At 65.3% G+C, this 26,469-nt stretch carries 30 protein-coding genes; 20 read left to right on the top strand and 10 right to left on the bottom strand.

What is annotated here, in order from left to right:
• Positions 1 to 7 precede the first annotated feature (7 nt).
• Positions 8 to 1,864, top strand: coding sequence for a M3 family oligoendopeptidase (locus HZB49_RS16040; protein WP_291613008.1), 1,857 nt, complete (start codon positions 8 to 10; stop codon positions 1,862 to 1,864).
• Between the two features lie 53 nt (positions 1,865 to 1,917).
• Positions 1,918 to 2,505 (top strand): intradiol ring-cleavage dioxygenase, encoded by a 588-nt coding sequence (locus HZB49_RS16035; RefSeq protein ID WP_291613006.1) that lies wholly within the window; start codon positions 1,918 to 1,920, stop codon positions 2,503 to 2,505.
• 4 nt (positions 2,506 to 2,509) lie between these two features.
• On the opposite strand, the gene HZB49_RS16030 is transcribed toward HZB49_RS16035, so the two are convergent.
• Positions 2,510 to 3,292, bottom strand: a complete 783-nt coding sequence (locus HZB49_RS16030; RefSeq protein WP_291613003.1) for a sterol desaturase family protein — start codon at positions 3,290 to 3,292, stop codon at positions 2,510 to 2,512.
• Positions 3,293 to 3,375: 83 nt separating this feature from the next.
• Here HZB49_RS16030 and HZB49_RS16025 point away from each other — a divergent pair, with 83 nt between their 5' ends.
• The 11 genes from HZB49_RS16025 (at position 3,376) to HZB49_RS15975 (ending at position 11,503) form a co-directional block, all read left to right on the top strand.
• Positions 3,376 to 4,110, top strand: a complete 735-nt coding sequence (locus HZB49_RS16025) for a TetR/AcrR family transcriptional regulator (RefSeq protein WP_291613001.1) — start codon at positions 3,376 to 3,378, stop codon at positions 4,108 to 4,110.
• 54 nt (positions 4,111 to 4,164) lie between these two features.
• Positions 4,165 to 4,389, top strand: a complete 225-nt coding sequence (locus HZB49_RS16020; protein WP_291613000.1) for an AbrB family transcriptional regulator — start codon at positions 4,165 to 4,167, stop codon at positions 4,387 to 4,389.
• Positions 4,390 to 4,400: 11 nt separating this feature from the next.
• Positions 4,401 to 4,796: a type II toxin-antitoxin system death-on-curing family toxin gene (locus tag HZB49_RS16015; RefSeq protein ID WP_291612998.1), complete on the top strand. Its 396-nt coding sequence runs from the start codon at positions 4,401 to 4,403 to the stop codon at positions 4,794 to 4,796.
• A 100-nt stretch (positions 4,797 to 4,896) separates the two neighbouring features.
• On the top strand, positions 4,897 to 5,049 hold the full coding sequence (locus tag HZB49_RS16010) for an aa3-type cytochrome c oxidase subunit IV (protein ID WP_291612996.1): 153 nt from the start codon (positions 4,897 to 4,899) through the stop codon (positions 5,047 to 5,049).
• Between the two features lie 122 nt (positions 5,050 to 5,171).
• Positions 5,172 to 6,296 (top strand): Re/Si-specific NAD(P)(+) transhydrogenase subunit alpha, encoded by a 1,125-nt coding sequence (locus tag HZB49_RS16005; protein ID WP_291612994.1) that lies wholly within the window; start codon positions 5,172 to 5,174, stop codon positions 6,294 to 6,296.
• Between the two features lie 10 nt (positions 6,297 to 6,306).
• Complete coding sequence (locus HZB49_RS16000; RefSeq protein WP_291612992.1) at positions 6,307 to 6,624, top strand: proton-translocating transhydrogenase family protein; 318 nt, start codon at positions 6,307 to 6,309, stop codon at positions 6,622 to 6,624.
• A 43-nt stretch (positions 6,625 to 6,667) separates the two neighbouring features.
• A complete protein-coding gene (locus HZB49_RS15995; protein WP_291612990.1) occupies positions 6,668 to 8,065 on the top strand; it encodes an NAD(P)(+) transhydrogenase (Re/Si-specific) subunit beta in 1,398 nt (465 codons plus the stop codon).
• 195 nt (positions 8,066 to 8,260) lie between these two features.
• Positions 8,261 to 9,067 (top strand): alpha/beta hydrolase, encoded by an 807-nt coding sequence (locus HZB49_RS15990; protein ID WP_291612988.1) that lies wholly within the window; start codon positions 8,261 to 8,263, stop codon positions 9,065 to 9,067.
• Positions 9,068 to 9,114: 47 nt separating this feature from the next.
• Positions 9,115 to 10,212, top strand: a complete 1,098-nt coding sequence (locus tag HZB49_RS15985) for an ionic transporter y4hA (RefSeq protein ID WP_291612986.1) — start codon at positions 9,115 to 9,117, stop codon at positions 10,210 to 10,212.
• A 28-nt stretch (positions 10,213 to 10,240) separates the two neighbouring features.
• Positions 10,241 to 10,525, top strand: a complete 285-nt coding sequence (locus tag HZB49_RS15980) for a cupin domain-containing protein (protein WP_291612985.1) — start codon at positions 10,241 to 10,243, stop codon at positions 10,523 to 10,525.
• A gap of 99 nt (positions 10,526 to 10,624) precedes the next feature.
• Positions 10,625 to 11,503: a hypothetical protein gene (locus HZB49_RS15975; protein WP_291612983.1), complete on the top strand. Its 879-nt coding sequence runs from the start codon at positions 10,625 to 10,627 to the stop codon at positions 11,501 to 11,503.
• Positions 11,504 to 11,594: 91 nt separating this feature from the next.
• Here the strand turns inward: HZB49_RS15975 and HZB49_RS15970 are convergent, their stop codons facing one another.
• The 4 genes from HZB49_RS15970 to purE form a co-directional block, all read right to left on the bottom strand.
• Positions 11,595 to 12,224, bottom strand: a complete 630-nt coding sequence (locus HZB49_RS15970) for a tetratricopeptide repeat protein (RefSeq protein WP_291612981.1) — start codon at positions 12,222 to 12,224, stop codon at positions 11,595 to 11,597.
• A 124-nt stretch (positions 12,225 to 12,348) separates the two neighbouring features.
• Entirely contained in the window at positions 12,349 to 12,654 is a 306-nt protein-coding gene (gene rpsU, locus HZB49_RS15965; protein ID WP_291612979.1) for a 30S ribosomal protein S21, read from the bottom strand.
• A gap of 164 nt (positions 12,655 to 12,818) precedes the next feature.
• Entirely contained in the window at positions 12,819 to 13,928 is a 1,110-nt protein-coding gene (locus HZB49_RS15960; RefSeq protein WP_291612977.1) for a 5-(carboxyamino)imidazole ribonucleotide synthase, read from the bottom strand.
• On the bottom strand, positions 13,925 to 14,413 hold the full coding sequence (gene purE, locus HZB49_RS15955; RefSeq protein WP_291612975.1) for a 5-(carboxyamino)imidazole ribonucleotide mutase: 489 nt from the start codon (positions 14,411 to 14,413) through the stop codon (positions 13,925 to 13,927). The genes HZB49_RS15960 and purE overlap by 4 nt, the downstream gene beginning before the upstream one ends.
• A gap of 140 nt (positions 14,414 to 14,553) precedes the next feature.
• On the opposite strand from purE, the gene HZB49_RS15950 reads away from it, so the two are divergent.
• Complete coding sequence (locus HZB49_RS15950; RefSeq protein WP_291612973.1) at positions 14,554 to 15,249, top strand: GGDEF domain-containing protein; 696 nt, start codon at positions 14,554 to 14,556, stop codon at positions 15,247 to 15,249.
• Between the two features lie 7 nt (positions 15,250 to 15,256).
• Here the strand turns inward: HZB49_RS15950 and HZB49_RS15945 are convergent, their stop codons facing one another.
• The 3 genes from HZB49_RS15945 to HZB49_RS15935 form a co-directional block, all read right to left on the bottom strand.
• Positions 15,257 to 15,508, bottom strand: a complete 252-nt coding sequence (locus HZB49_RS15945) for a hypothetical protein (RefSeq protein ID WP_291612971.1) — start codon at positions 15,506 to 15,508, stop codon at positions 15,257 to 15,259.
• Between the two features lie 21 nt (positions 15,509 to 15,529).
• Complete coding sequence (locus tag HZB49_RS15940; RefSeq protein WP_291612969.1) at positions 15,530 to 15,739, bottom strand: hypothetical protein; 210 nt, start codon at positions 15,737 to 15,739, stop codon at positions 15,530 to 15,532.
• Positions 15,740 to 16,003: 264 nt separating this feature from the next.
• A complete protein-coding gene (locus tag HZB49_RS15935) occupies positions 16,004 to 16,210 on the bottom strand; it encodes a DUF465 domain-containing protein (RefSeq protein WP_291612967.1) in 207 nt (68 codons plus the stop codon).
• Between the two features lie 238 nt (positions 16,211 to 16,448).
• On the opposite strand from HZB49_RS15935, the gene HZB49_RS15930 reads away from it, so the two are divergent.
• Positions 16,449 to 16,634 carry a DUF465 domain-containing protein gene (locus HZB49_RS15930; protein ID WP_291612965.1) on the top strand — a complete coding sequence of 62 codons (186 nt, stop codon included), beginning with the start codon at positions 16,449 to 16,451 and terminating at the stop codon, positions 16,632 to 16,634.
• 84 nt (positions 16,635 to 16,718) lie between these two features.
• Here the strand turns inward: HZB49_RS15930 and HZB49_RS15925 are convergent, their stop codons facing one another.
• Positions 16,719 to 17,828: an NAD(P)/FAD-dependent oxidoreductase gene (locus HZB49_RS15925; protein ID WP_291612963.1), complete on the bottom strand. Its 1,110-nt coding sequence runs from the start codon at positions 17,826 to 17,828 to the stop codon at positions 16,719 to 16,721.
• 263 nt (positions 17,829 to 18,091) lie between these two features.
• Between HZB49_RS15925 and HZB49_RS15920 the strand changes: the two genes are divergently transcribed.
• Both HZB49_RS15920 and HZB49_RS15915 read left to right on the top strand, forming a co-directional pair.
• Positions 18,092 to 20,776 (top strand): EAL domain-containing protein, encoded by a 2,685-nt coding sequence (locus HZB49_RS15920; protein WP_291612961.1) that lies wholly within the window; start codon positions 18,092 to 18,094, stop codon positions 20,774 to 20,776.
• Between the two features lie 37 nt (positions 20,777 to 20,813).
• Positions 20,814 to 22,283 (top strand): glycerol-3-phosphate dehydrogenase, encoded by a 1,470-nt coding sequence (locus tag HZB49_RS15915; protein ID WP_291612959.1) that lies wholly within the window; start codon positions 20,814 to 20,816, stop codon positions 22,281 to 22,283.
• Here HZB49_RS15915 and HZB49_RS15910 read toward each other — a convergent pair.
• Positions 22,264 to 23,235, bottom strand: coding sequence for an AraC family transcriptional regulator (locus HZB49_RS15910; RefSeq protein ID WP_291612958.1), 972 nt, complete (start codon positions 23,233 to 23,235; stop codon positions 22,264 to 22,266). The two genes, HZB49_RS15915 and HZB49_RS15910, sit on opposite strands and share 20 nt — an antisense overlap.
• Positions 23,236 to 23,641: 406 nt before the next feature.
• Here HZB49_RS15910 and HZB49_RS15905 point away from each other — a divergent pair, with 406 nt between their 5' ends.
• From HZB49_RS15905 to HZB49_RS15895, 3 genes are read left to right on the top strand one after another with little or no spacing between them, the layout of a single operon-like run.
• Complete coding sequence (locus HZB49_RS15905) at positions 23,642 to 24,739, top strand: ABC transporter ATP-binding protein (protein ID WP_291613053.1); 1,098 nt, start codon at positions 23,642 to 23,644, stop codon at positions 24,737 to 24,739.
• Positions 24,736 to 25,647, top strand: coding sequence for an ABC transporter permease (locus HZB49_RS15900; RefSeq protein ID WP_291612956.1), 912 nt, complete (start codon positions 24,736 to 24,738; stop codon positions 25,645 to 25,647). Before HZB49_RS15905 ends, HZB49_RS15900 begins: the two co-directional genes overlap by 4 nt.
• Positions 25,647 to 26,465, top strand: a complete 819-nt coding sequence (locus HZB49_RS15895) for an ABC transporter permease (RefSeq protein WP_291612954.1) — start codon at positions 25,647 to 25,649, stop codon at positions 26,463 to 26,465. Before HZB49_RS15900 ends, HZB49_RS15895 begins: the two co-directional genes overlap by 1 nt.
• The last annotated feature ends 4 nt before the right edge of the window (positions 26,466 to 26,469 follow it).

The raw sequence follows: 26,469 nt of genomic DNA, 5'->3' as shown, positions 1-26,469 counted from the left end.
CCGCAAGATGACCTCGCGCTCTTCCGCCCTTCGCAAGTCCAGCGCCCGACGCAAATCGGCGCCGGCGAAATCGAAAGCCGCAACCAAGGCCGGCAAGCTCCCGGAATGGAATCTCGCCGACCTCTATTCCGGCATCGACGCGCCCGAAGTGACGCGGGACCTTGCGAAAATGGATGCCGATTGCGTCGCGTTTGAGACGGACTACAAGGGCAAGCTGGCAGAATTTACCGCAAGGGATGACGGCGGAAGCTGGCTGGCCGGGGCGGTCAAGCGCTATGAAGCCATTGACGATTTGGCCGGCCGGCTCGGTTCCTATGCAGGCCTCGTGCACGCCGGCGACAGCGTCGATCCCGCCATCTCGAAATTCTATGGCGACGTGTCCGAACGCCTGACCGCGGCTTCGACGCATCTGCTTTTCTTCGGGCTCGAGCTCAACCGCGTTGACGATGATGTGATCGAGCGGGCGATGCAGACCCCGGAGCTCGGGCACTACCGGCCGTGGATCGAGGATCTGCGCAAGGACAAGCCTTATCAGCTGGAGGATCGCGTCGAGCAGCTGTTCCACGAAAAGGCCCAGAGCGGCTATGCCGCCTGGAACCGGCTGTTCGACCAGACCATCTCGGCGCTGCGCTTCAAGGTCGGCGGCAAGGAGCTGGCGATCGAGCCGACGCTGAATTTCATGCAGGACCGCGCCGGCGAGAAGCGCAAGGCGGCGGCGAATGCGCTGGCAAAAACCTTCAAGGAGAACGAGCGCACCTTTGCGCTGATCACCAACACGCTCGCCAAGGACAAGGAAATCTCCGACCGCTGGCGCGGCTTCAAGGATGTCGCCGATTCCCGCCACCTGAACAATCGCGTCGAGCGCGAGGTGGTGGATGCGCTGGTCGCTTCCGTGCGCGCGGCCTATCCAAAGCTGTCGCACCGCTATTACAGGCTGAAGGCCGGCTGGTTCAAAAGGAAGAAGCTGCCTCATTGGGACCGCAACGCGCCGCTGCCGTTTGCCGCGACCGGCACCATCGACTGGCCGGAAGCGCAGAAGATGGTGCTGACGGCCTATCGCGGCTTCTCGCCCAGGATGGCCGACATCGCCGAGCGTTTCTTCACCGATCGCTGGATCGATGCGCCGGTACGGCCGGGCAAGGCGCCGGGCGCCTTCTCGCATCCCACCACGCCGTCGGCGCACCCCTACGTGCTGATGAACTACCAGGGCAAGCCGCGCGACGTGATGACGCTGGCGCATGAGCTCGGCCATGGCGTGCATCAGGTGCTGGCAGCAAGGAACGGCGCGCTGATGGCGCCGACGCCGCTGACGCTGGCGGAAACCGCAAGCGTGTTCGGGGAGATGCTGACCTTCAAGAAGCTGTTGTCGCAGACCAAGAGCCCGAAGCAGCGCCAGGCCCTGCTCGCCGGCAAGGTCGAGGACATGATCAACACCGTGGTGCGGCAGATCGCGTTCTACACCTTCGAGCGCGCGGTCCACACCGAGCGCAAGAACGGCGAGCTGACCGCGCAGCGCCTCGGCGAGATCTGGCTCAGCGTGCAGGGCGAGAGCCTTGGACCGGCGATCGAGATCAAGGCGGGCTACGAGAATTTCTGGATGTACATCCCGCACTTCATCCATTCGCCGTTCTACGTCTACGCCTATGCGTTCGGCGACTGCCTGGTGAACTCGCTCTATGCGGTCTACGAGCATGCGTCGGAAGGCTTTGCCGAGCGCTATCTCGATATGCTCGCCGCCGGCGGCACCAAGCACTATTCCGAGCTGCTGCGGCCGTTCGGGCTTGACGCAAAAGATCCCAGGTTCTGGGACGGCGGGCTTTCGGTGATTGCCGGAATGATCGACGAACTGGAAACCATGGGCTGACCGGGCACGTACCGGGTAAGCGGGGCGGGGGCGTCAAGCGTGGAGGAGTCCTCATGTCCGACTCGCCGACACGACGCATCGTACTTGGAGCTGGAGCGTTTGCGGCCGGCTCGCTGCTCGGAATTGCCAGCGCCGTCGCTCAGAAGCCGCTGGCGCCGACGCCCGCATGCCACGACGGCGACGAGCCGACGCCGGCGCAGACCGAGGGACCGTTCTTCAAGCCGTCCTCGCCCGAGCGGATCGAGCTTATTGAAGCCGGCATGGCCGGGCAGCCGATCGAACTGGTCGGCTTCGTGCTCTCCCGCAACTGCCAGCCGATCGCGGGTGCGCTGCTGGATTTCTGGCAGGCCGACGCGAAGGGCGACTATGACAATTCCGGCTTCCGCCTGCGCGGCCACCAGTTCACCGACGCTGAAGGGCGCTTCCGTTTGCGAACCGTCGTGCCCGGCGCCTATGTCGGCCGGACGCGGCACATCCATGTAAAGGTGCAGCCGCGCGGCGGCCGCGTGTTGACCACCCAGCTCTATTTTCCGGGCGAGGCAAAAAACCGTTCCGACGGCCTGTTCCGCAAGGAGCTCCTGGTGCGTACCGCCAAGAACGAGGGCTGGCTCGCCGGCCGTTTCGATTTCGTGGTCGCCTGACCCCTCAGCCGGAGCGGCTGGTGTTCCGCCCGAGCGTGCCGGGCCCGGCCACCGGCTCGTTGACATCGACAAAGCCGAGCATCGCGCCCAGCCGGCCGCTCGCCGGCTGGTCGAAGCCGACATCGCCGGCAAAGCCTTTCGGGTTGCGGAAGGTGCCGAACAGCATGTCCCAGACCGGCAGGTCGCCGTAATTGAAGGCGTGCACGTCGCGCTGGTGATGGATGCAATGCGCTTCCGGGCGCTGGATCAGATAGCCGAGCCACTCAGGCGTGCGCACGTTCATGTGCTGGAAGTAGCCGTAGAAGGCCGCGATATAGCCGGTCAGTGCGGCCGCCACCGGATCGAGGCCGAGGATCAACGTCGTCGTGATGGTCGCAAGCCCGAAGAACATGATGGTCTCGAGCGGGTGGAACAGTGCCGCGCCCGACATGTCGACGCGCTGCGGGCTGTGATGGATCTGGTGGAATAGCCGCCACATCAGCGGAAAGGTGTGGGCGCTGCGATGCCAGGCGTAATTCACCAGCGAGAGAACGCCCCAGCCAAGCGCGGCGCCGCCGATCACGCCGAGGCCATCCAGGTCGATCAGGCGATGCGCATGCAGCCAGGGTTCCGGGATCAGGAGCGGCGTCAGCGTCGCGAGCAGCCCCTGCACGGTGAGGAAAAGGAAGCCTTTCAGCCGCCACCAGGGAATCGGCGGAAATTGCCGCGCCGGAAACAGCGCTTCGACGGCGAGCATCACGATGTAAGTCACCGGCACCAACAGGCCGAACAGGTCGACGGCGGTCATGCGAATCCCCTAACCTTACGGTGTAAGTTAAGCTATCAAATACAGCCTTTCGGTGTAAGGTTGCAAGCGAATCGTGAGGTCCGATGATCACAAGGACGAAATCGAGGCGGGCTGCCGGGCGGAAGGTGGCCGGAGGGCGCGCCCGAAGCCGGGCAGGGCGGCCGCTGCCGCTGTCACGGGAGCGGATCGCCGCTGCCGCAATGGCGCTGGTCGATCGCGAGGGGTTGGAGGCGCTCTCCACCCGCCGGCTCGGCGAGGAGCTCGGCTGCGAGGCGATGAGCATCTACCATCACTTCCCGAACAAGGCGCATCTGATGGACGCACTGGTCGATCTCATGCTGGCGGACGCTCGAGTCGAACTGTCGCCGGAATGGGACTGGCTGGAACGGCTGCGCCGCTGCGCCCATGGCTTCCGCGCCATGGCGCTGAAGCACCCGAAATTCTTTCCGTACTTCGCCGTGCACCGGCTCAATACGCCCTCGGGCGTCGCCTTCATCGACGGCATCATCGGCATTCTGCGCGAGGCCGGATTCTCCGACCGCGACGCCGCGACCTATTTTCGCGAGATCGGCTACTACCTTACCGGCGCCGCGCTGGACGAGTCCGCCGGTTACGCCCAGGGGCCATCTGCCGCCGAGCCGGTGTCCAACGAAACCATCGTGGCCAGCTTCAAAAACCTCGCCGCGGCGGCCCCCTTCTTCCAGCCCGAACATTTCCAGGCGACGTTCGAGACCGGCCTCGAAATGCTGCTGGCGGGGATCCAGCGGGCGCATCGGGGGAGAGGGGTGGTTGCAGGTAAAACAACTGTTGAACGATAGTTGGGCGCCATGTTATACGTCCGTATAACGCAGCTGCCTTGATGGGATTCGGCCATGAAGATCGAGATCAAGAAAATCGGTAATTCGGACGGCCTACTGCTGCCTCGCGAGTTGATGCAGCGGCTCGACCTCAAGCGCGGTCAGCAACTGCATATCACTGAACTTCCCGGCGGCGGGTTTCAGGCGCTTCCCTACGATCCCGACTTCGAGCGGACGATGGAGATCGCCGACGAACTCATGGACAAATACCGCGACACGCTCGCGGCGCTCGCCAAATGACGGTTCGTTAGATGAGCGAGGCCGACGAGCCGCTTTGGATCACCTACGAGCAAGCCATCGCAATCCACAGCCGCCAGCTTCGCCGCTTCGGTGGGGCACCAGGCCTGCGCGATGAGGGTATGTTGCGCTCGGCGCTGGAGCGCCCGATCAACAAGTGGCAATACGAGCAAGCGTCGTTGCCGGAACTGGCTGCGGCCTATGCGTTCGGGCTGGCGAAAAACCATGCTTTCGTTGACGGAAACAAGCGCATTGCCTTCATGGCGATGATGACGTTTCTGCACAAGAACGGCGTGGCTTTCGGCCCGGACCCGGCGCATGCGACCCAGATAATTCTGTCGCTCGCCGCCGGTGAAGTCAGCGAAGAAAGCCTCACCCGCTGGATCAGGGACAATTGGCCGTCCCAATGAGCCGATAAGCCCCCGGCATATTGGCTGCGTGCCGTTGCCCTGCTGGCGGGTTTGCGGTAATGGCTCGCGAGATAAGACTTTTGACTGACTGGGGACCGAGATGGCAGACCATAGCGAAGTGGCCTACACCACCGCCGACGGCAACGACTACGAAGCGCATGAGCAGACCTACGAGGGTTTCATCATGCTGGTGAAGTACGGCACGGCCTCCGTCATCGCGATCGTCGCGCTGATGGCGATCTTCCTGACCTGATCCGTCAGCTCTGCGCCGCCTCCCTCGCGGCGCGGTAATTTTGCCCGCGTGCCGGCCACGAAACCGGTATCCATCCCACTGGAAATAGCGCTAGCCTGCGCGTTCGCGCCAGCGGAGGCCTCATGAAGATTGCCGTTGCCAGGGAAATCGATCCGTCGGAGCCGCGGGTTGCGGCATCCCCCGACACCGTCAAGAAGTTCAAGGCGCTCGGCGCGGAAGTCGCGGTCGAGCCCGGCGCAGGCGTCAAGTCGGGCCTGCCGGATTCCGAATTCACCGCGGTTGGCGCCACCGTCAGTGCAGACGCACTGAAGGATGCCGACATCATCATCAAGGTGAAGCGGCCGGAGGCTTCCGAACTGTCGCAGTACAAGCGCGGCGCGCTCGTCGTCGCCATCATGGATCCCTACGGCAACGACGCCGCGCTGAAGGCGATGGCGGATGCCGGTGTCGCAGCCTTTGCGATGGAATTGATGCCGCGCATCACCCGCGCGCAGGTGATGGACGTCTTGTCTTCGCAGGCCAACCTCGCCGGCTATCGCGCCGTCATCGAGGGCGCCGAAGCCTTTGGCCGCGCCTTCCCGATGATGATGACGGCGGCGGGCACCGTTCCCGCCGCCAAGGTGTTCGTGATGGGCGTCGGCGTCGCGGGGCTGCAGGCGATTGCGACCGCACGCCGTCTCGGCGCCATCGTCACCGCGACCGACGTGCGGCCCGCCACGAAAGAGCAGGTGGAATCGCTCGGCGCAAAATTCCTCGCCGTCGAGGACGAGGAGTTCAAGAACGCGCAGACCGCCGGCGGCTACGCCAAGGAGATGTCCAAGGAATATCAGGCCAAGCAGGCCGCGCTCACCGCCGAGCACATCAAGAAGCAGGACATCGTCATCACCACCGCGCTGATCCCGGGCCGGCCCGCCCCAAAGCTCGTTTCTGCCGACATGGTGAAGTCGATGAAGCCGGGCTCCGTGCTGGTCGATCTCGCGGTCGAGCGCGGGGGCAATGTCGAGGGCGCCAGGCCCGGCGAGGTCGTCGACATCGATGGCATCAAGATCGTCGGCTACACCAATGTCGCCGGTCGCGTCGCGGCCTCTGCCTCGGGCCTCTATGCCCGCAACCTGTTCTCGTTCATCGAGACCATGATCGACAAGGCCAACAAGGCGCTTGCCGTGAACTGGGATGATGAACTGGTGAAGGCGACCGCGCTGACCAAGGACGGCGCCGTCATCCACCCGAACTTCCAGCCGAAATAAGGAGAGCGCCATGGATCATATCGCGCAGGCCGTCGATCCCTTCGTGTTCCGGCTGTCGATTTTCGTGCTTGCCGTGTTCGTCGGCTATTTCGTGGTGTGGTCGGTGACCCCCGCGCTGCATACGCCGCTGATGAGCGTGACCAACGCGATCTCCTCGGTGATCGTGGTCGGCGCGCTGCTGGCGGTCGGTGTTCCCATGATCTCGAGCGGCAGCGGCTGGGCACGCGGTTTCGGCTTCGTCGCGCTGATCTTCGCCTGCATCAATATCTTCGGCGGCTTCCTTGTCACCCAGCGCATGCTGGCGATGTACAAGAAGAAAGTGAAGTGAGCGGCGTGCACCTCGGGGTGACGGAGACAAGGGGGGACCGGAGATGAACGCCAATCTGGCAGCAGTTCTGTATCTCGTGGCGGGTGTGCTGTTCATCCTGTCGTTGCGCGGGCTGTCGAGTCCCGCATCGTCGCGCCAGGGCAATCTGTTCGGCATGATCGGCATGGCGATCGCGGTCGCCACGACGCTGGCGAGCCACCCGCCGGCAGACTCCCTCGCCTGGATCCTGGTGGTGCTCGGCATCGCCATCGGCGCTGCGATCGGCGCGGTCATCGCGCGCCGCGTTCCGATGACCTCGATGCCGGAACTGGTCGCGGCCTTTCACTCCCTCGTCGGTATGGCCGCTGTGCTTGTCGCCGCCGGCGCGTTCTATGCGCCGGAGGCGTTTGATATCGGCAAGCCTGGCGCCATCCACGCCTCGAGCCTGATCGAGATGTCGCTTGGCGTCGCCATCGGCGCGCTGACCTTCACGGGTTCGGTGATTGCGTTCCTGAAGCTTTCGGCCCGCATGAGCGGCGCGCCGATCATCCTGCCGGGCCGCCACATCATCAACATCGCGCTGGCGCTGGCGCTGGTATTCTTCATTTTCGGTCTGGTCCGCTCCGGCAGCGCGCTCGACTTCTGGCTGATCACCATCATCGCTCTGGTGCTCGGCGTGCTCATGATCATCCCGATCGGCGGCGCCGACATGCCGGTCGTGATCTCGATGCTGAACTCCTATTCCGGCTGGGCGGCGGCCGGTATCGGCTTCACGCTGGGCAACTCGGCGCTGATCATCACCGGCGCGCTGGTCGGCTCCTCCGGCGCGATCCTGTCCTACATCATGTGCCACGCGATGAACCGTTCGTTCATCTCGGTCATCCTCGGCGGCTTTGGCGGCGAGACCGCGGCCGCAGCCGGCCCCGGCGGCGAGCAGAAGCCGGCAAAACTCGGTTCGGCCGACGACGCGGCCTTCATCATGAAGAATGCCTCCAAGGTCATCATCGTGCCCGGCTACGGCATGGCGGTGGCGCAGGCCCAGCACGCGCTGCGTGAAATGGCCGACATGCTGAAGAAGGAAGGCGTCGAGGTGAAGTACGCCATTCACCCGGTCGCCGGCCGCATGCCCGGCCACATGAACGTGCTGCTGGCGGAAGCCAACGTGCCCTATGACGAGGTGTTCGAGCTTGAGGACATCAACTCCGAATTCGCACAGGCCGACATCGCCTTCGTGATCGGCGCCAACGACGTCACCAACCCAGCGGCCGAAGAGGACAAGACCTCGCCGATCTACGGCATGCCGGTGCTGCAGGTCTGGAAGGCGGGCACGGTCATGTTCATCAAGCGCTCGCTGGCGTCGGGCTATGCCGGCATCGACAATCCGCTGTTCTACCGCGACAACACCATGATGCTGCTCGGCGACGCCAAGAAGGTCACCGAGAACGTGGTCAAGGCGATGTAGGGTGTGAGGCGACCGTGGCCCTGAACAAGGAGTGGCACCGGTCCCATCGCATGCCGCCGAAGGCGACACGGGAGCAACGCGTCAGGTGGCACGCTGCGCATGCCGCCGCGTGCGGTTGCCGTGCCATCCCTGAAAGCATCCGGGCGGACGTCGCGAGGCTCGTCAAACGCCCGAGCAAGCTCTAGCAGCGCCGCCATGACCCTCCTGAAATGGCTGCTGATCGTCGCCGCCCTCGGTTACGCCGGCGGCCTTGCCGCCATGTTCTTTCTGCAGCGCGCGATCCTGTTTCCTGTTCCCTCCACGGAGCGTATCGCGCCGGCCGCGGCAGGTTTCCCGCAGGTCGAGGAACATGTCCTGGCGACCGCTGACGGTGAAAAGATCATCGTCTGGCACATGCCGGCAAGACCCGGCCGTCCCGTCATCCTCTACTTCCATGGCAATGGCGATTATCTCGCCGGCTTCTTCGCCCGGTTCCGCGATTTCATCGCCGACGGCACCGGTATCGTTGCGCCGGCCTATCGCGGCTATTCGGGTTCGACCGGCAGGCCGAGCGAGGAGGGGCTGCTAGGGGATGCCGAGGCCGCCTACGCCTTTGCGGCCGCGCGGTATGCGGCGGACCGCATCGTGGTCTGGGGCTTTTCGCTCGGCAGCGGCCCTGCAGTGGCGCTGGCGGCAGGGCATCCGGTCGGCAGATTGATCCTGGAAGCCTCGTACAGCTCGATTACGGATGTCGCGGCCTCGGCCTTTCCGATCTTCCCGGTGCGCTGGCTGATGAAAGATCCGTTCCGCTCCGACCTGCGGATTGCGCGGATCAAGGTGCCGCTGCTGGCCATGCATGGCGCACGCGATGCCACCATTCCGATCGTGTTCGGCGAGCGGCTGTTCGCGCTAGCCAACGAGCCGAAGCAATTCGTCCGCTTTCCCGACGGCGACCACAACGATCTCGACTATTTTGGCGCATCCGCCGTGGCGCGACGATTCATCGAGGCCTCCGGTGGCTAGGCAATGCTAGACTCGCCTGGCAGGATGAAACAGGCAGGATTGTCTTGATGAGCGTACATGGGCCGATGCCGCCATCGGCATGGATTTTCCCGGCATTGGGCATGGCGCTGTTCGGCGCCGTAACGGCTAGCGGCTATGAATTTGGGCCTTCGGCCGGCGGCTGGCTGTTTGCCGCCCTGCTGCTCGTGGTGCTGTTCGGCACGGTGTTCGCAGCGGTCCATCACGCCGAAATGATCGCCGAGCGAATCGGTGAGCCGTTCGGTACGCTGCTGCTCACGCTCGCCGTGACGATCATCGAGGTCGCGCTGATCGCTACCATCATGCTCGGCGACAAGCCGGCGCCTGCGCTGGCGCGCGACACGGTCTTTGCCGTCGTCATGATCGTCTGCAACGGTCTCGTCGGGCTCTGCATCTTCATCGGCGGCGTGCGCTACCGCGAGCAGGACTTTCAGGTCTCCGGCTCCAACCTTTACCTCAGCGTGCTATTCGTGCTGGCGACGATCACGCTGATCATGCCGAACTACACGCTGACTGCGCCGGGACCGGTCTATTCCGCAGCGCAGCTCATCGTCGTCAGCATTTTCACCGTGCTGCTCTATGCGGTGTTCCTCTATACCCAGACCATTCGCCACCGCGACTACTTCGTCGGGAGAGCCGACGAGGCCGCCACGCATGGCGATGCCTTGTCGGACCGCATGCTGGCGATCAGCATCGCGCTCCTGCTGCTCGCGTTGATCGCGGTGGTGCTGCTGGCGAAGAAATTCTCCGTCGTCGTCGACGTCGTCACGGCGAAGATCGGCGCGCCGCCGGCCTTTGCGGGCGTGCTGGTCGCAGTGCTGATCCTGCTGCCGGAGAGCGTTGCGGCGGTGTCGGCGGCACGGCGCAACGACTTGCAGAAGAGCATCAATCTGGCACTCGGCTCCTCCATCGCCACCATCGGATTGACGGTTCCTGCGGTTGCGGTTGCCGCCTACGCGCTCGACAAGCAGCTCGTGCTGGGTCTTGGCAACCAGGAGATGGTGATCCTGCTGCTGACATTCATGCTGAGCATGCTCACCTTCGGCACCGGCCGTACCAACATCCTGTTCGGCATGGTCCATATGGTGGTGTTTGCCGTGTTCGTGTTCATGGTATTCGTGCCCTGAGGCAGCGCCGGAAAAAAGAGGTAGCCAAATGCTCAGCGCCAAATCGGACGTCCAGGTCGACACCGCCGAGGTGCGCGTCACCGAATGGCGGCTGGCGCCGGGCAGCGCCACCGGCCATCACATCCACGCGATGGACTATGTGATCGTGCCGGTCACCGCGGGCGAGATGACGATCGTGGCGCCCAATGGCGAGCGCTCCAAGGCGCAGCTTTCGGCCGGGAAATCCTACTTCCGCAAGGCCGGCGTCGAGCATGACGTGCTCAACGAGACGGCTTCCGAGATCGTTTTCCTGGAGGTGGAGCTGAAGCCCTGAGGCGGAACTGAGGGCAATTGCCACCGATCCGTCGCAGTTGATCCCTCAATGTGCCTCAAAGTTCCCGCAAATTGACCCGCGTCGGGAGTTGGCCGGGTCATGTTGAATTATCTGAAGAAATTTGCCGTGGAGATCGTGCCCTCGGTGGCTGCGACGGTCATCGGGGCCTACATCGTCAATCACTACATCAACGCCAAGCCCGCCTCCGAGCCACCCAAGGCGGCCGTCATGTCCACCGCCCAGCCCAAAGCCGATGCCGGCAAGCCTGACGCCGGCAAGGCCGAGGCCAAGGCCAATCCGGCGGCCGAGACCGCCGGCATTCCCGCATCCGGCGTCAAGGCCAAGGGCATCTCCGAGAAGGCGCTGCTGGAAAAGAACGCCGCCGCCGAAAAGGCCGTCGTGGTCGAAAAGCCTCAAGAAAAGTCTCCAGAGAAATCTCAGGAGAGGGCCGCCGACAAGCCGGTCGAAACCACGGCCAGCCTCCCCACCGAATCCAGGCGCCCGGCCTCGCCGCGTGTGGCCAAGTCGGCGCCGCCGGTGCCCTCCGTCATCGCCGCCGCGCCGGCCGACGCTGCTTCTGCCGTCGAGGATCGTCGCGATGCCAATGATCTTGCCCGCGCCGCGATCGAACGGCTGCGCAGCGACGGCGAGGCGCCGCAGCGTGCGCAACCGGCGCTGCGCGCGCCCGAAGTGGCTCACGTTCCCGAGGAGCCGCGTGTGATTATGGCGGCGCCGCCGTCAACGATGCGTCCGTTGCCGCCGCCGATCGTGGTCGCCACGCCTTCCGAGGCAGCCGATCCGGCTGCGCTCCGGGCCGACCCGTCCCGCCCGACCCCTCCGGCCGAAATTCCGCTGTCGCGGCCGCCGCTCGACCTGCGCGCCGAGGCAGTGGCCGACCAGCCGAAGCAGAAGACCAACGTCGCCGAAGACGTGCTGTCGGCGGCGAAGTCGATGTTCCACGCCGTCCTGCCGAAATGACGTAGCGTTTTCGGGTGAAAGCTCGCCCCGGACTTGATCCGGGGTGGGTACCGGTTCGCGTAAGCAAAACGCGTCAAGAACAAACAAGCTCTTAGCCGCCGACCCGCGCCAGCCCGCTGCGCGCCGCGTCGTCGCGCGGCCGGATTGCGAGCGCGCGACTATAGGATGCGGCCGCCTTGCTCTTGTCGCCGAGCCGTTCATAGGCGAGCCCCCGCATCGACCATGCATTTCCGTTGTTCGGCTCGGACTGTACGGCCTCGTCGAGATCGCTAGCCGCCTCCTTGACCTTGTCGAGCGCAAGGTAGCTGGTCGCCCGCGCCACCAGCGGATCGGCGCGCTGCGGGACCAGGCCGTGGACCGCGGCGAAATCCTCGATCGCTTCCGCATGCCGCTTCTCGCCCTGGTGGATCAGGCCGCGCCCGCTGAGTGCCTGCACGTTGTAGGGATCGAGCACGAGCGCCTTTTCGAACTGGGCCAGGGCTTCGTCGGTCTTGCCGGATCGGGCCAGCACCTGGCCCTGCGCGGCGTAGCCCTGTGCATCCCTGACGTTTTCCGCGCTGATTTCGGCGGTCGGCGTGGCCGGCGCCTTCGGCGTCGCTTCCTTGTCCGGGCCGAGCGAGAACGAGCCGAGGTCGAACGAACAGCCGCCGAGCGTGAGGCCCAGGAGAACAACGGCCACACGCGAGACGTTCAGGCAGACATCAGAACTCGAAATGGCCATTACGGCAGATTGCTCCCGCGTCCTGTGCCGCAAGGGTAACCTGCTGCGCCGTAAAGTACATCGGTCAAAAGGAAACGCGGGCCGCAAGGCCCGCGTTCTCGGAACTCAGATTGTTCAGAACGGATCAGCGCGGACCGCGCGGACCACCTGCGCCGCCACGGCCACCGCCGCCCGGACCGCGATCGCCGCCGGGACCGGCGCCGAAAGCCGGCTTCGGCTTCATCGGCAGCAGGCCTTCGCGCTGCAGCTTCTTGCGCGCCAGCTTGCGGGCGCGGCGCACGGCTTCCGCCTTTTCGCGGGCCTTCTTCTCGGAGGGCTTCTCGTAATGACCGCGGAGCTTCATCTCGCGGAAAATCCCCTCGCGCTGCATCTTCTTCTTGAGCGCCTTGAGGGCTTGATCGACGTTGTTATCGCGGACGAGAACCTGCACGCGGCATCCTCTTTTCGGTGTGAGCGGTCTGGAATTCTGGGAAGCGAAAGGCCGGCGAAAACGCGGACCTTCAGCCTGAGCGCGCGCATGTATCAGACAAATCCTGAATTGTCCACCTGTGCAGCCCCTTCCGGTGCAGCAAAATCGATCAATTCGGTCTGAAATCAGCCGTTTTTGGGCCGCTCCGGCATCACCTGCGTCACATGACCCATCTTGCGGCCGGGCCGGGGCGCTCCCTTGCCGTAGAGGTGCACGGTAGCGCCCGGGACCGTCAGCCAGCGCTCATAGTCATGGATGTCGTCGCCGATCAGGTTGGTCATGGTGACCGGGCCATGGCGGACCGGCTTGCCCAGCGGCCAGCCCGCAATCGCCCTTATGTGCTGCTCGAATTGCGAGATCGAGGCGCCATCCAGCGTCCAGTGGCCGGAATTATGCACCCGCGGCGCGATCTCGTTGACCAGCACCTGCGGTCCCTTTCCGTTGGCCACCACGAACATCTCGACGGCGAGCACGCCGACATAGTCGAGCGCGATGGCGATCTTTTCGGCAATGGCGCACGCCTGGCCTGCCAGCGCTTCCGGGATATCGGCCGGCGCGCGCGAGATCTTGAGAATGTGGTCGCGATGCTCGTTTTCGGTGACGTCGTAGCATTCGACGTTGCCGTCGGCGGAACGCGCCGCCACCACCGATATCTCGCGCTCGAACGGGATGAAGGCTTCCAGGATCGCGGACTTGGTGCCGAGTTCATGCCAGATGCGGTCGATGTCGTCGCCTTCGCGGATGATCGCCTGGCCCTTGCCGTCATAGCCAAAGCGGCGGGTCTTGATCACTGCGGGCAGGCCGATGCGCTCGATTGCGGAGCGCAGCGTTTCCGGCGAGGACACATCGGCATAATCGGCGGTGCCGATGCCGAGCCTGGCCACGAAGTCCTTCTCGATCAGGCGGTCTTGCGTGGTCTCGAGGATCTTGTAGGCGGGCAATACCGGCTTGTGCGCGGCAAGCACCATGGCGGTCGCGGCCGGCACGTTCTCGAACTCGTAGGTCACGACGTCTACGTCGGCGGCGAACATCTCCAGCCGCTCGACGTCGGCATATTCGGCGCACACGGCGTTGAGCACGACGTCGAAGGCGGGCGAATCCGGCTCCGGCGAGAACACCTGGCATTTCAGCCCGAGTCTGGCCGCCGCCATCGCCAGCATCCGGCCCAACTGGCCGCCGCCGAGAATTCCGATGGTATCGCCCGGCTTCAGCTTCGTCAGATTCGAAGCCGTCACGCCGATCCCTCCGGGCGTTCGGCGACGGAGTCCGTCTGCTGCTTGCGCCAGGCGGCAAGCCGGGCGGCGAGCGGAGGATCGTTCAGCGCCAGCACGCTGGCGGCAAGCAGGGCGGCGTTAATTGCGCCGGCCTTGCCGATGGCCAGCGTGCCTACGGGAATTCCGGCAGGCATCTGGACGATGGAGTAAAGCGAATCCTGACCCGACAGCGCCTTGGACTCCACGGGGACGCCGAACACCGGCAGTTCCGTCAGCGAGGCCGCCATGCCCGGCAAATGCGCTGCGCCGCCGGCGCCGGCGATGATGACCTTGAAGCCGGCGGCCTTGGCGCCCTTGGCGAAGGCGAACAGCCGTTCCGGGGTACGGTGGGCCGAGACGATGCGCTTGTCGGAGGGAACCCCGAGCGCGGCAAGCGTCTCGGCGGCATGGCGCATAGTCTCCCAGTCCGACTGGCTGCCCATGATGATGGCGACGGGGACGGTCATTGAGCCAATTCTTTTCAGGAATCCAAAAGCATAGGCCGATTATAGGGTCGGCCCGGGGTTGATCCAAGGCGGTGGCAAGAGGTTGGGAATGGACTATCCTGTCTTGGTGAATCCGAGCAAGCCTTCTTGAGAAGTTGCCCATGAAGAAGAAAGCCGGGGGCCGGGCCTCGAAGGCTGTAAAAGGCCGGAAATCCGGCGCGCCCGGGCGGAAGGCGGCCCTGTTGCGGGCCCGGGCCGCCCCCCGGCGGTCGGCAGCGCCCAGGGCGAGCGGGCTTGCGGATGCGAAATCGGCGGTACGGCGGCTGCGCCAGGAACTGGCGAAAGCGCGCGCCGAAATCGAACAGTTGAAGGCCACCGCCGAGACCGACTTCCTGCTCGACATCCTCAACCGGCGCGGTTTCGAACGCGAGCTTTCGCGCTCGATCGCCTTCATCAAGCGCTACTCCGCGAGCGGCGCGCTGCTCGTGCTCGACGTCGATCGGCTCAAGCCGATCAACGACGCGTTCGGCCATGCCGCGGGCGACCATGTGCTGAAGGCGATCGCGCAGACGCTGGCAAGCCAGGTGCGCGCCTCCGACGTCATCGGCCGGCTCGGCGGCGACGAGTTCGCCGTGCTGCTGTGGAATCTCAGCGAGACCGATGCGCGGGCAAAGGCGGCTCAACTGGAGCAGGCGATCGACGGCCTGCGTTTTTCATTCGGCGGCAGAAAGGTGCACGCCGGCGCATCGGCCGGTGTTGCAATTCTCGACACCCATTCGGAAATGCGCACCGCGCTCGAGCAGGCCGACAGCGCCATGTATGTACGCAAGGCGCAGCGGCGCCACGAGGCCGGCTGAGACTGCGCTACAGCCCGCCGAGGTCGTCCGGCACATTGCCGAACTTGCGCAGCAGATGCGCATCGCCGAATTCACCGATCATGGGATCGCCGGTGCGGCTGAAGGCGATCGCGCCGATGCTGCCGGGAATCCGCGACATCGTCTCGGCGCGGCGCAGCGCCGTCGTGGCGCTCTGGCATTCCTCGGCATTGCCCGCGATCATTTCGCCGCTCTCGTCGCGCATGAACGGCAATGCGACGTAGTAGGTGACACTGGCCATCGCTTCGCTCCTGGTTACCAATCAGGCGGCGCTGCTCCTCGCATGCGAGGAAAGGGTGGGGACGCATCCGGCAGCGACCGCCGCCTGCAGTTCGGCAAGTTCGCCTTCGAGATATTCGTTCGCCATGATCAGCGCCTTGATGGTCGAACGCAGGTTGCCGTCGCACATGGCAATGGCCTGGTCACAGGCCTGTTCGTAGCGGCGGTTCTCTGACAACGCGGTGGCGGACATGGCGGAACTCCGGGCTGGGGGTTGTTCCGAATGTTCTCTTTTTGTTCTATCGGAGTCAAGATCGAATTTTCGGGAACGATCCGACCGCGGCGGCGTTAGGTTGGTGCTTGTACAGACTTCCACCAACCCCCTTGGGCCCCGGTCCGCTCGCCAAGCTCGCCGGGGCCATTTGTTGGGCCGGCGCAGCTTCCCTGTGGAGAACGGGGACAAGCCGTCGCGCTACTGCGAAGCAGTCCCGGCTTCGGGCGTTGCCGGATACCGCGCTCAGGCGATGATGTCGGGGGTAATCTGGTCTTCGATGAAGGCGATGCGGTCGCGCAACAGCAGCTTGCGCTTCTTCAGCCGCTGCAGCCGCAACAGGTCGGGTGCAGGCGACTGATGCAGCGCATCGATCGCCGCGTCGAGGTCGCGGTGCTCCTGCTGCAGCCGGGCAAGTTCGGCCTGGAGTTCGCGCTCATCTTCGTCGGTCATGGTGTGTGTTAACTAGTGGGCACGATGAGGTTGTGAACGGTCCCGCGGCAGGCTTTGGCAAATATCGTCCTTGCCGCCGTGCGGCGCAAGCTGACGCAGTTCCATAGTCACGATTGGTTACAGATAATCCCGAAAATATGACGACCGCGCATTCCCGATTCCCATCGACAGATTCGCAGTCTGGTGTACACTTCTGTGTCCGGATCGAATCTGAGGTTTCCACCGAGGAGGAATGCGAATGGCAATACAGGCCCATCTCGTTGAACTGGAACGCAAACACAAGATTCTCGAAAGTGAACTGCACGAAGCGTTGCTCCATCTCTCCACAGATGACCTGGAAATCGTCGAGTTGAAGCGTCGAAAGTTGATGGTGAAGGACCAGATCGAGCGGTTGAGGCATACCGCGGAAGAGACAGTCCACTAACCGACGTCCTCGCGAATATTTCGGAAGACAAGCCCTCGCCTTCGGATGAGCTTCAGCTCATCCGCGCGGGGGTTTTTCATGCCGCTAGCTCTGCACGCCTGCCATTTCCGCCACATGGTCGGCGATGGCCAGCGATGACGTCAGGCCCGGCGATTCGATTCCGAACAGGTTGACCAGCCCGGCGACGCCATGCTCGGCCGGGCCCTGCATCAGAAAATCCTGCCGCGCCACGGCGGGCGGCACGATCTTCGGCCGGATCCCGGAATAGCTCGGCATCAGCGCGCCATCGGGCAGCGCAGGCCAGTATTTGCGGATCGCCGGATAGAAGCGCGCTGCACGCGCCGGGTCCACGGCGTAGTCGATGGTCTCGATCCATTCGACGTCGGGGCCGAACCGGGCCTGGCCGGCCATGTCGAGCGTGAGGTGCACGCCGAGGCCGCCCGGCTCCGGCACCGGATAGATCAGCCGCGAGAACGGCGCCCGCGCGTTGCAGCTGAAATAATTGCCCTTGGCGAGATAGGAGGAAGGGATCATTTCGATGGGCATGCCCGCGATGGCGCGCGCCACCGCCGGTGCGTTGAGCCCGGCGGCGTTGATCAGGAGATCGCAGGCAAGCGTCATCGGCGAGGCGCCGCCGGCTTCGAGTTCGATCCGTCCCGCGCTCGCCTTCGCGCGAAGCACCGGGGTGTGGAAGGCGAACGCTGCGCCGGCGTCCTCCGCCTCGCCGCGCAGCGAGAGCATGTAGGCGTGGCTGTCGATGATCCCCGTGGAAGGCGAGAGCAGGGCGGCCTCGCATTGCAACGCCGGCTCGAGCGCGCAAGCGGCTTCGCCGGCAAGCGTCTGCATGTCGGCGACGCCATTGGCGGCGGCGTGGTCGCGGATCGCCGCCAGCCTTGCCGTCTCTTCCGGCGTGGTCGCGACGATCAGCTTGCCGCAATTCTTGTAGGGGATGCCGTGCTCGTCGCAATAGCGGTAGAGCGCGTGCTTGCCGGCGACGCACATGCGCGCCATCCAGCTGCCGGCCGGATAGTAGATCCCGGCATGGATGACCTCGCTGTTGCGTGAGGAGGTCACCGTGCCGATGCCCTCGGCCTCTTCCAGCACCACCACTTCGCGGCCGGCCTTGGCCAGCCGCCTTGCCACCGCAAGGCCGATCACCCCGGCCCCGACAATGACGCACTCGACCCTGTCCATGTGAAGTTGAAATCCGGGAGAAATTGCCGTGTCGTTGGGCACTATCAGCAGCAGGTTTTTGTCGCTTTGTTAAGCATCTGTTGCCGCCAAGCCCTTGGTTTGTCTCGCAGCCGCACTGCGGGCGCTCCGGCATTAGTGGCGCATTAATCATGTCAGGGCAATTGCCGTAATTTGAGTCACATTTTGGAGTTGCAAGGGTACGCGTTTACCCGATCCAAACCCGCAAACACAGACACTCCGGCGCTGAAATGCGCGGGTGACTGATGGCTGGCAAGAATTGGCAGGCAGGCAGCAAGAACTCTCTTGCCACGGCCCTGGTGTGCCTTGCCGCCAGCGCCTGGCCGTGCGCGCACGCGCTGGCCGCGTCCGGCGGATTCCAGCCTTCGAGCTATGTCGGCTCGCTCGATCCCAACGTGATCTGGGAAGTCCTGATCGGCGGCATCGTGATCGCCTCCTTCGTCGGTGCGGTGGCGATCTGGGTGGTGTCGGCGCTGCGCCGCGTCCAGCGCTCGCAGCTACGGCGCAACTTCTTCATCAGTTCCGCGCTGAACCATCTCAACCAGGGCGTGGTGATGATCGACCCGCGCGGCCGGGTGATCTTCTGCAACGACCAGTACCTGAACCTGTACGGCCTGACCCGCGCCGACGTGCCGCGCGACATGACCGGTGCGCAACTCCTGGAGATGCGGCGTAGTCGCGGCGTGCTGCACAACTCCGATGAGGAATTCTACGGCCGTGCGGCCACGCCGGAAGGATTGATCACCGAGCTGCCCGACGGCCGCTCTGTGCTGGTGAAATACTTCACGCTGCCGAACGGCGGTTCGGTCGCGACCCATCTGGACTGCACCGAGCAGCGCAAGCTGTCGCGAAAGCTGTCCTCCACCACCCAGTTCCTGGAATCGGTGCTGGACAACGTGCCGGTCTGCGTCGCCGCCAAGAACATCGAAGACGGCCGCTACATCTTCGCCAACCGCGCCTTCGAGCGCTTCTCGCGCTTCTCGCGCGATCACATCGTCGGCAAGCGCGCCGAGGAGATTTTCAGCCCGGCCACTGCTGCGGCCATCGTCAAGGCCGACACGGCGGCGATTTCGGCGCCGGAGGGCTATCACCGCAACGAATTCCAGGTCGAGCGCGGCGCTCAGCGGCGCATTCTCGCTTCCAACCGCGTGATCGCGCGCAACGAAAAAGGCCAGCCGGAATTCCTGATCGCGCTGTTCGACGACGTCACCGACCGCCGTTCGCTGTCGCGCGAACTGGAGAACGCCAAGAAGTTCCTCGAGCTCGTGGTCGACAACATTCCGGTCGCGCTGATCGTCGAGCGCGTCAAGGACGGCAAATATCTGCTCGCCAACCGCAGCGCCGAGACCATTCTCAACCGCAGTCGCGAGGAGGCCACCGGCCTGACGGCCGCCGACATCTTCAATCCACGCGAGGCAAAGCTGATCGTCGCGCGCGACGAGGCGGCGATCAGGAAGCGCGGCCTGCTCGCCGAGGAGCACCCGATCTCGACCAAGGACGGCCTGCGGCTGTTCCTGACCCGGCGCATGACCGTGCTCGACGATGCCGGCGAGCCGCAATACCTGATCAAGACCCACGAGGACGTCACCGACCGCCGCCAGACCGAATCGCGGATGGCCCATATGGCCTATCACGACGGCCTCACCGACCTGCCGAACCGCGCCGCCTTCCTGCAGGCGCTGGCTCAGATGATCGAGGCCTGCGCCGGCACCGACGAGGAGTTCGCCGTGCTTTGCGTTGACCTCGACGGCCTGAAGGAAGTCAACGACGTGTTCGGCCATGCGACGGGCGACAAGGTCCTGATCGAGGTGGCGCGCCGTCTGCAGGAAACCGCGCGCGGCGGCGTGGTAGCGCGGCTCTCGGGCGACGAGTTCGGCCTGATCATCGACGGCAAGCAGCCGGAGGCGGGCCAGGCGCTGGCCGCCCGGCTCGGCGAAGCGCTGGCAAACGAATTCCAGATCGACGGCAAGGCTGTTCGCACCGGCGTCACCACCGGCATCTCGGTGTTCCCGCACAACGGTCCGGACGCCGCCGCGCTGCTCGCCAATGCAGGCGCTGCGCTGTTCCGCGCCAAGCAGAAGTCGCGCGGCACCGTGAACCTGTTCGAGCCCGAGATGGACCAGCAGATCCGCGACCGCCGCGTGCTGCACCAGGATCTCTCGGTCGCCATCAAGAACGGCGAATTATCGCTCCACTACCAGCCGCAGGCCGCGTCCGGCGACACGGTCGCCACCAGCAGGATCATCGGCTTCGAGGCGCTGGCGCGCTGGATGCATCCGCTGCGCGGCTTCGTCTCGCCCGCCGACTTCATCCCGATCGCGGAAGAGAGCGGCCTGATCGTCGAGATGGGCGAGTGGATCCTGCGCGAGGCCTGCCGGGAGGCTGCGTCCTGGCCGGTGCCGCTGCAGGTCGCCGTTAACCTGTCGCCGGCGCAGTTCATGCACGGCGATGTCGTCAATCTCGTGCATTCGATCCTGCTCGAAACCGGGCTGTCGCCGGGACGGCTGGAACTGGAAATCACCGAAGGCGTGCTGATCGAGGATTTCGACCGGGGCCTGGCGCTGCTGCGGCGTCTGAAGGCGCTGGGCGTGCGCATCTCCATGGACGATTTCGGCAGCGGATACTCGTCGCTGAGCTATCTGCAGGCTTTCCCGTTCGACAAGATCAAGATCGACCGCGCCTTCGTCATCAATCTCGGCAAGACCCCGCAATCGGCGAACATCGTGCGGGCGGTCATCGACCTCGGCCACGGCCTGGAGATGTCCATCGTCGCCGAGGGCGTGGAGACCGCCGAACAGCTCTCCTTCCTGGCCAAGGAGGGCTGCGACGCGGTCCAGGGCTATCTGCTGGGCAAGCCTGCGCCGATCGCCCAATACGCACCCCTCGTCGGCCGCGACAACACCATGGAGCCTGCGCGCAAGACCGGCTAGAGAAGAGGGACGGGCGTTCCATTTCTCAGCGTTGCGTATGGCGGACTTCGATCTTGCAATCCTCGGCGGCGGCCTCAACGGCGTCAGCGTGGCGCGCGACGCCGCCGGGCGGGGCCTTCGCGTACTCCTGCTGGAGCAGGGCGATCTCGGCGGCGGCGCATCCTCGGCCTCGCCGCGGCTGATCCATGGCGATCTTTCGGTGCTGGAACGGCGGGATTTCCGCCGGGTGCGCGCGGCGCTGGCCGAGCGCGACGTCTGGCTGCGCATCGCGCCGCATCTGGTGCGCCCGATGCGCTTTGCCATTCCCGCGCATGCCGACGAGCGGCCGCCCTGGGTGCTGCGGGCCTGGCTCTGGCTCTACGACCGGCTGGGGGCGCGGCGGCCGCTGCCGCCCTCGGAAACCATCGACGTCACCCATCACCCCGTCGGCGATGCCCTGAAGCGGCCGTTCGGCACCGCCTTTGAATATTCCGACTGCATCGTCGACGATTCCCGCCTCGTGGTGCTCTCGGCGGTCGATGCCGCCGAGCACGGCGCCGAGATCTGCACCGGCGCGCGCTGCGTCCGCGCCGACCGCACCGATGTCTGGCGGCTGGCGATCATCGACCGCGGTCACCGTCGTATCGCCACGGCAAGGGCGCTGGTCAACGCCACCGGCGCCTGGACCGCCTCGGTCGCCGACACCGTGCTGCGCGTGCCGGCCCCTCCGCTCGGCACCACCCAGATCAGCCAGATCGTGGTGAAGCGGCTGTTCGACAGCGAGAACGTCTATGTGTTCCAGAACCACGACCGCCGGCTGATCTTTGCCAGCCCCTATGAGCGCGACTTCACGCTGATCGGCACGGTCGGCCACGCCTTCAAGGGCGATCCGGCCGTGGTCTCGATGGCAGCCAGCGACGTCGCCTATCTCTGCGACGCCGCCAACCGCTATTTCCGGGAGCGGGTCGAGGCGGCCGACGTGGTGCGCACGGTCGCCGGCGCCAATTCCGTGATTGGACGCGGCGGGAGCGGCCTGCGCCGCGACGGCGTGCTGAATGTCGATGCGCGGCGCGGCAAGGCGCCGCTGGTGACGATTTTCGGCGGCGATATCACCACGGCGCGATTGCGTGCCGAACGCGCGGTGTCGCAGCTGTCGAGATTCTATCCGATGTCGCCGCGCTGGACCGCGACGACGCCGCTGCCGGGCGGCGATTTCGGCTGGGCGAAGTTCGAGGACGAGGTCGAGTCCGCGCGCGAGCAATGGCGCTTTCTCGGGGAGGTCGAGGCGCGCCGCCTGGTCTCGGCCTATGGCTCACGGCTGGTCACGATTTTGGGCGATGCCAAATCGAAAGAGGATCTCGGCCCCGCCTTCGGTCCGGACCTGACCGGCGCCGAAGTGCGCTACCTCATGACAAAGGAATGGGCGCGCTTCCCCGACGATGTGTTGTGGCGGCGCACGAAACTCGGCCTCACCATGCCGGCCGCTGACCGCGAGCGGCTCGCCGCGTTCATGGCTGGGACGGCGTAGCGGCCGCTTCGTCCCCGGCGTGCCCCCTTACATCCGTCGGCGTGGCGCCGAAATGGCGGCGGAAGGCGCGGTTGAAATAGGAAATGTCGTTGAAGCCGCAGGCATGCGCGAGCTGCGCAATGGTCAGATGCGCGTAGCGGGAATCGCGCAGCATGCGGCGCACCCGCGTCAGCCGCTCGCCGAGCACGAAGGATGTGAACGAGATTCCTTCCTGCTCGAACAGCTTCCGCACATAGCGCGACGAGATGCCGTGGCGGCCGGCGATCAGTTCCGAGGACAGTTCGCCGTTGCCGAGCATCGACATCACGTCGGATTTGAGCGCCTTCAGCCGCGCCGCCTTGGCGCCGCCGAGCGCGGCTTCGGCCCGCTCGCCGCGCGCGCCCAGCGCCAGCGCCACAAGGTCGAGAATATGGGCGGAGACGGAGCGGGCGACTTCCGGATGGTCCAGTTCGTCGGCGGCCAGTACGGCGTCGAGATACTTGATGAGCAGGCGCAGCGCCGGATCGTCGGCGGGGATCGGCCGGCCGAAGGCGGCTTCGAAATCCGGGGCCAGTTCCGCGATGGCGGGGCGCGACAGCGCCAGCGTGATGAAGCTGCCGTCGGTGGTCAGCGTGCTGACGGAGGGATCGGCCCCCGACAGCACGCTGGCGCTGCCGACGCCGCCGATCAACTCCTGGCCGAATTGCGTGGCCGAAGCCTCGCCCGATCGCAATATGCTGACTGCGATGATGTCGCTGTTGTCCTTGAGCAGTTCGCGCGTCACGCGGTAATGCGCGGGCGAGCGTGCGCCGGATGCGATGGCGACATTGGGCAGCAGATTGAAGGTAACATCGGCGTGAAACGGCGCATCCCCAAGCTGCTCGATGTCGACGTGCGCGATGCCGCGCCCATACACCTCGCGCCACATGGCAAGGCGCTTCTGGTCCGGAAACATGTCCGTCGAGATATTCACACGTCGCGGCGCTTCATCCTGCATCGGTCCCCCCGATCGGCCATCAACTCCAGCCGATAGTCGCGCCCAGTCCGGAACGCGTTCACATCGCGGACACGAATTTTTTGGGGATTTGGGCCGGCTGAACCGGCCTGCGGCGCCCGGCAGCGGTTTCGGGCCTGTTGAGCCGCCGTCGATCCGTCGCTAGCTTGCAGCCACGACGGGGCCGGCGGGGAACATGGCTGAGGAACGACCTGACAATGAGGCGGCGGCAGGGCCTGCCAAACCGGAATCGCCGGTGATCGAGGCTGAAAAGCCGGAGGCATTGCCTGCAGAGCCGTCGCAACCGGAGCCGGCGGCCGCGCCCGCGAGGCCAGAGCCCGCTGCGGCCGTGCCGGCGCGGATCGAGCCGCAGCCCGAGCCCGAGATGCCGCTCCTGCGCATCGAAGGGGTGACCAGGAAATTCGGCAATTTCCGTGCGGTCGATCGCGTCACGCTCGATATCCGCGCCGGCGAGTTCTTTGCGCTGCTCGGTCCCTCCGGCTGCGGCAAGACGACGCTTCTGCGCATGCTTGCCGGCTTCGAGACGCCGGACGAGGGCCGCATCCTGCTCGATGGAAGGGACATCGCTCCGGTGCTGCCGCATGAGCGGCCCGTCAACATGATGTTCCAGAACTATGCGCTGTTTCCGCATCTGTCGGTCAAGGACAACATCGCCTTCGGGCTGAAGCGCGCCGGCATGGCGAAGGCCGACATCAGGACCCGCGTCGCCGAGATGGTGGCGCTGGTCAAGCTCGAGGGGCTCGAGAAGCGCAAGCCGGACCAGCTTTCCGGCGGGCAGCGGCAGCGCGTGGCGCTGGCGCGCTCGCTGGCGCGGCGGCCGCAGGTGCTGCTGCTCGACGAGCCGCTGGCGGCGCTCGACAAGAAGCTGCGCGAGAGCACGCAGCAAGAATTGATGGAGCTGCAGCGCCGGCTCGGCATGACCTTCATCGTCGTCACCCACGACCAGGAAGAGGCGATGACCATGGCGAGCCGCATCGGCGTGATGGACGCCGGCCGGCTCGACCAGGTGGCGACCCCGCGCGATCTCTACGAGACGCCGGCCTCGCGCTGGATCGCCGAGTTCGTCGGCGACATCAACCTGTTCGAGGGGCAGGTCGGCGCCGCCGAGGCCGGCCGCCTTGCCATCGCGACGCGCGATGCCGGCACGCTCTACGTGGCGGAGCCGCGCTCGCCGCTTGCGAAGTCCGTGGTCAGCGTCGCGATCCGGCCCGAAAAGGTCAAGCTGTCGCGCCGCGCGCCCGCGGCGGAGGGCACCAGCGCGCATGCCTTCAACCGGCTGGAGGGCGTCATCACCGACGTCAGCTACCTCGGCGGCCACACCACCTACAGGGTGAAGCTCGACTCCGGCGCCATCGTGCGCTCGTCGATGGCCAACACCACGCGGATCGTCGATGCCTATGCGGCAAGCCAGCGCGTGGTGGCGTGGTTCATGCCCGACGACTGCCTGGTGCTGGAACAATGAGCGCGCGCCGGATATTTGCGCGTCCCGCGAGCTTTGCGGCGATCGCGCCCTATTTGTGGATGGTGCTGTTCTTCCTCGTGCCGTTCGGCTTCGTGCTGAAGATCGCGCTGTCGCAGACCGCGATCGCGCAGCCGCCCTATGTGCCGCTGTTCGACCTGTGGGGCGGCCGCGAAGCGACCGTGGCGGCGTTCGATCAGCTCTCGATCGAGAACTTCAAACTGCTGATCTCGGACAATCTCTACATCCTGTCCTATCTGCGCAGCCTGACGGTCGCGCTGGTTTCGACCGCCATCCTGCTCCTGATCGGGTATCCCGTCGCCTATGGCATGGCGCGGCTGCCGCAGCGCTGGCAGGCGATCGCGATGATGCTGGTGATCGTGCCGTTCTGGACCTCGTTCCTGATCCGCATCTATGCCTGGATCAACATCCTGCAGCATGACGGGTTGCTCAACACCGTGCTGCTCAAGCTGCACCTGATCTCGGCGCCGCTGGTGTGGCTCTCCACCGACACCGCGATGTATATCGGCATCGTCTATTCCTATCTGCCGTTCATGATCCTGCCGCTGTTTGCGACGCTGGCGAAGCAGGATCCGGCGCTGCTGGAAGCCGCCGCCGATCTCGGCGCCTCGCCGTGGCAGGCGTTCTGGCAGGTCACGTTCCCGCTGTCGCTGCCCGGTGTGGGTGCAGGCGCGCTGCTGTGCTTCATCCCTGTTGTCGGCGAGTTCGTCATCCCCGATCTGCTCGCAGGCTCCAATGCCCTGATGATCGGCCAGACGCTGTGGCTGGAGTTCTTCACCAACAAGGACTGGCCCGTCGCCTCGGCTGTCGCGGTGGTGCTGCTGGTGCTGCTGGTCGCCCCGCTGCTGCTGTATGAGCGGTTGCAGCACCGCCAGCTGGAGGCGCGCTGATGGCCTCCCGCAGGATCAACCGCCTCACGCCGTTCAACGTCACCGCGCTCGCGCTGGGACTGGCGTTCCTCTACCTGCCGATCGTGATCCTCGTGATCTATTCCTTCAATGCCTCGCGGCTCGTCACCGTGTGGGGCGGCTGGTCGCTGCGATGGTACTACGAGTTCTTCAACGACCGCGCGATGATGGATGCGGCGTGGATGAGCCTGCGGGTGGCCGCGGTATCGGCAACGATTGCAACCATCCTCGGCACGCTCGCCGCCGTGGCGCTGACCCGCGGCGAACGCTTCAAGGGGCGCATGCTGTTCTCCGGCATGCTCTATGCGCCGCTGGTGATGCCGGAAGTGATCTCCGGCCTGTCGCTGCTGCTGCTGTTCGTCGCGCTGGATGCCGGTCGCGGCTTCTGGACCGTGACCATCGCCCACACCACGCTCACCATGTGCTTCGTCACCGTGGTGGTGCAGTCGAGATTGGGGGCGATCGACCGCAGCCTGGAGGAGGCGGCGATGGATCTCGGCTGCGATCCCGTGCGCGCCTTCCTGTCCGTCACCCTGCCGCTGATCATCCCCTCGATCGCCGCGGGCTGGATGCTCGCCTTCACACTTTCGCTCGACGACGTCGTGATCGCGAGCTTCACCACCGGTCCCGGCTCGGCGACGCTGCCGATCCGCATCTATTCCGAGGTGCGGCTCGGCGTGAAGCCGGAGATCAACGCCATCTGTACCATGGTGATCGCGCTGATCGCCGTCGTCATCACGGTGGCGTCGTTTGCCTCGAAACTGTCGCGCGCGCAGGGCGAAAACGCCGTGCCGCTGTGAGCGG

Source organism: Bradyrhizobium sp., assembly GCF_016219575.1.
GTDB lineage: Bacteria > Pseudomonadota > Alphaproteobacteria > Rhizobiales > Xanthobacteraceae > Bradyrhizobium.
Note: the sequence above shows the minus strand (reverse complement) of the source record. Positions and strands in the feature narration are given on the sequence as shown.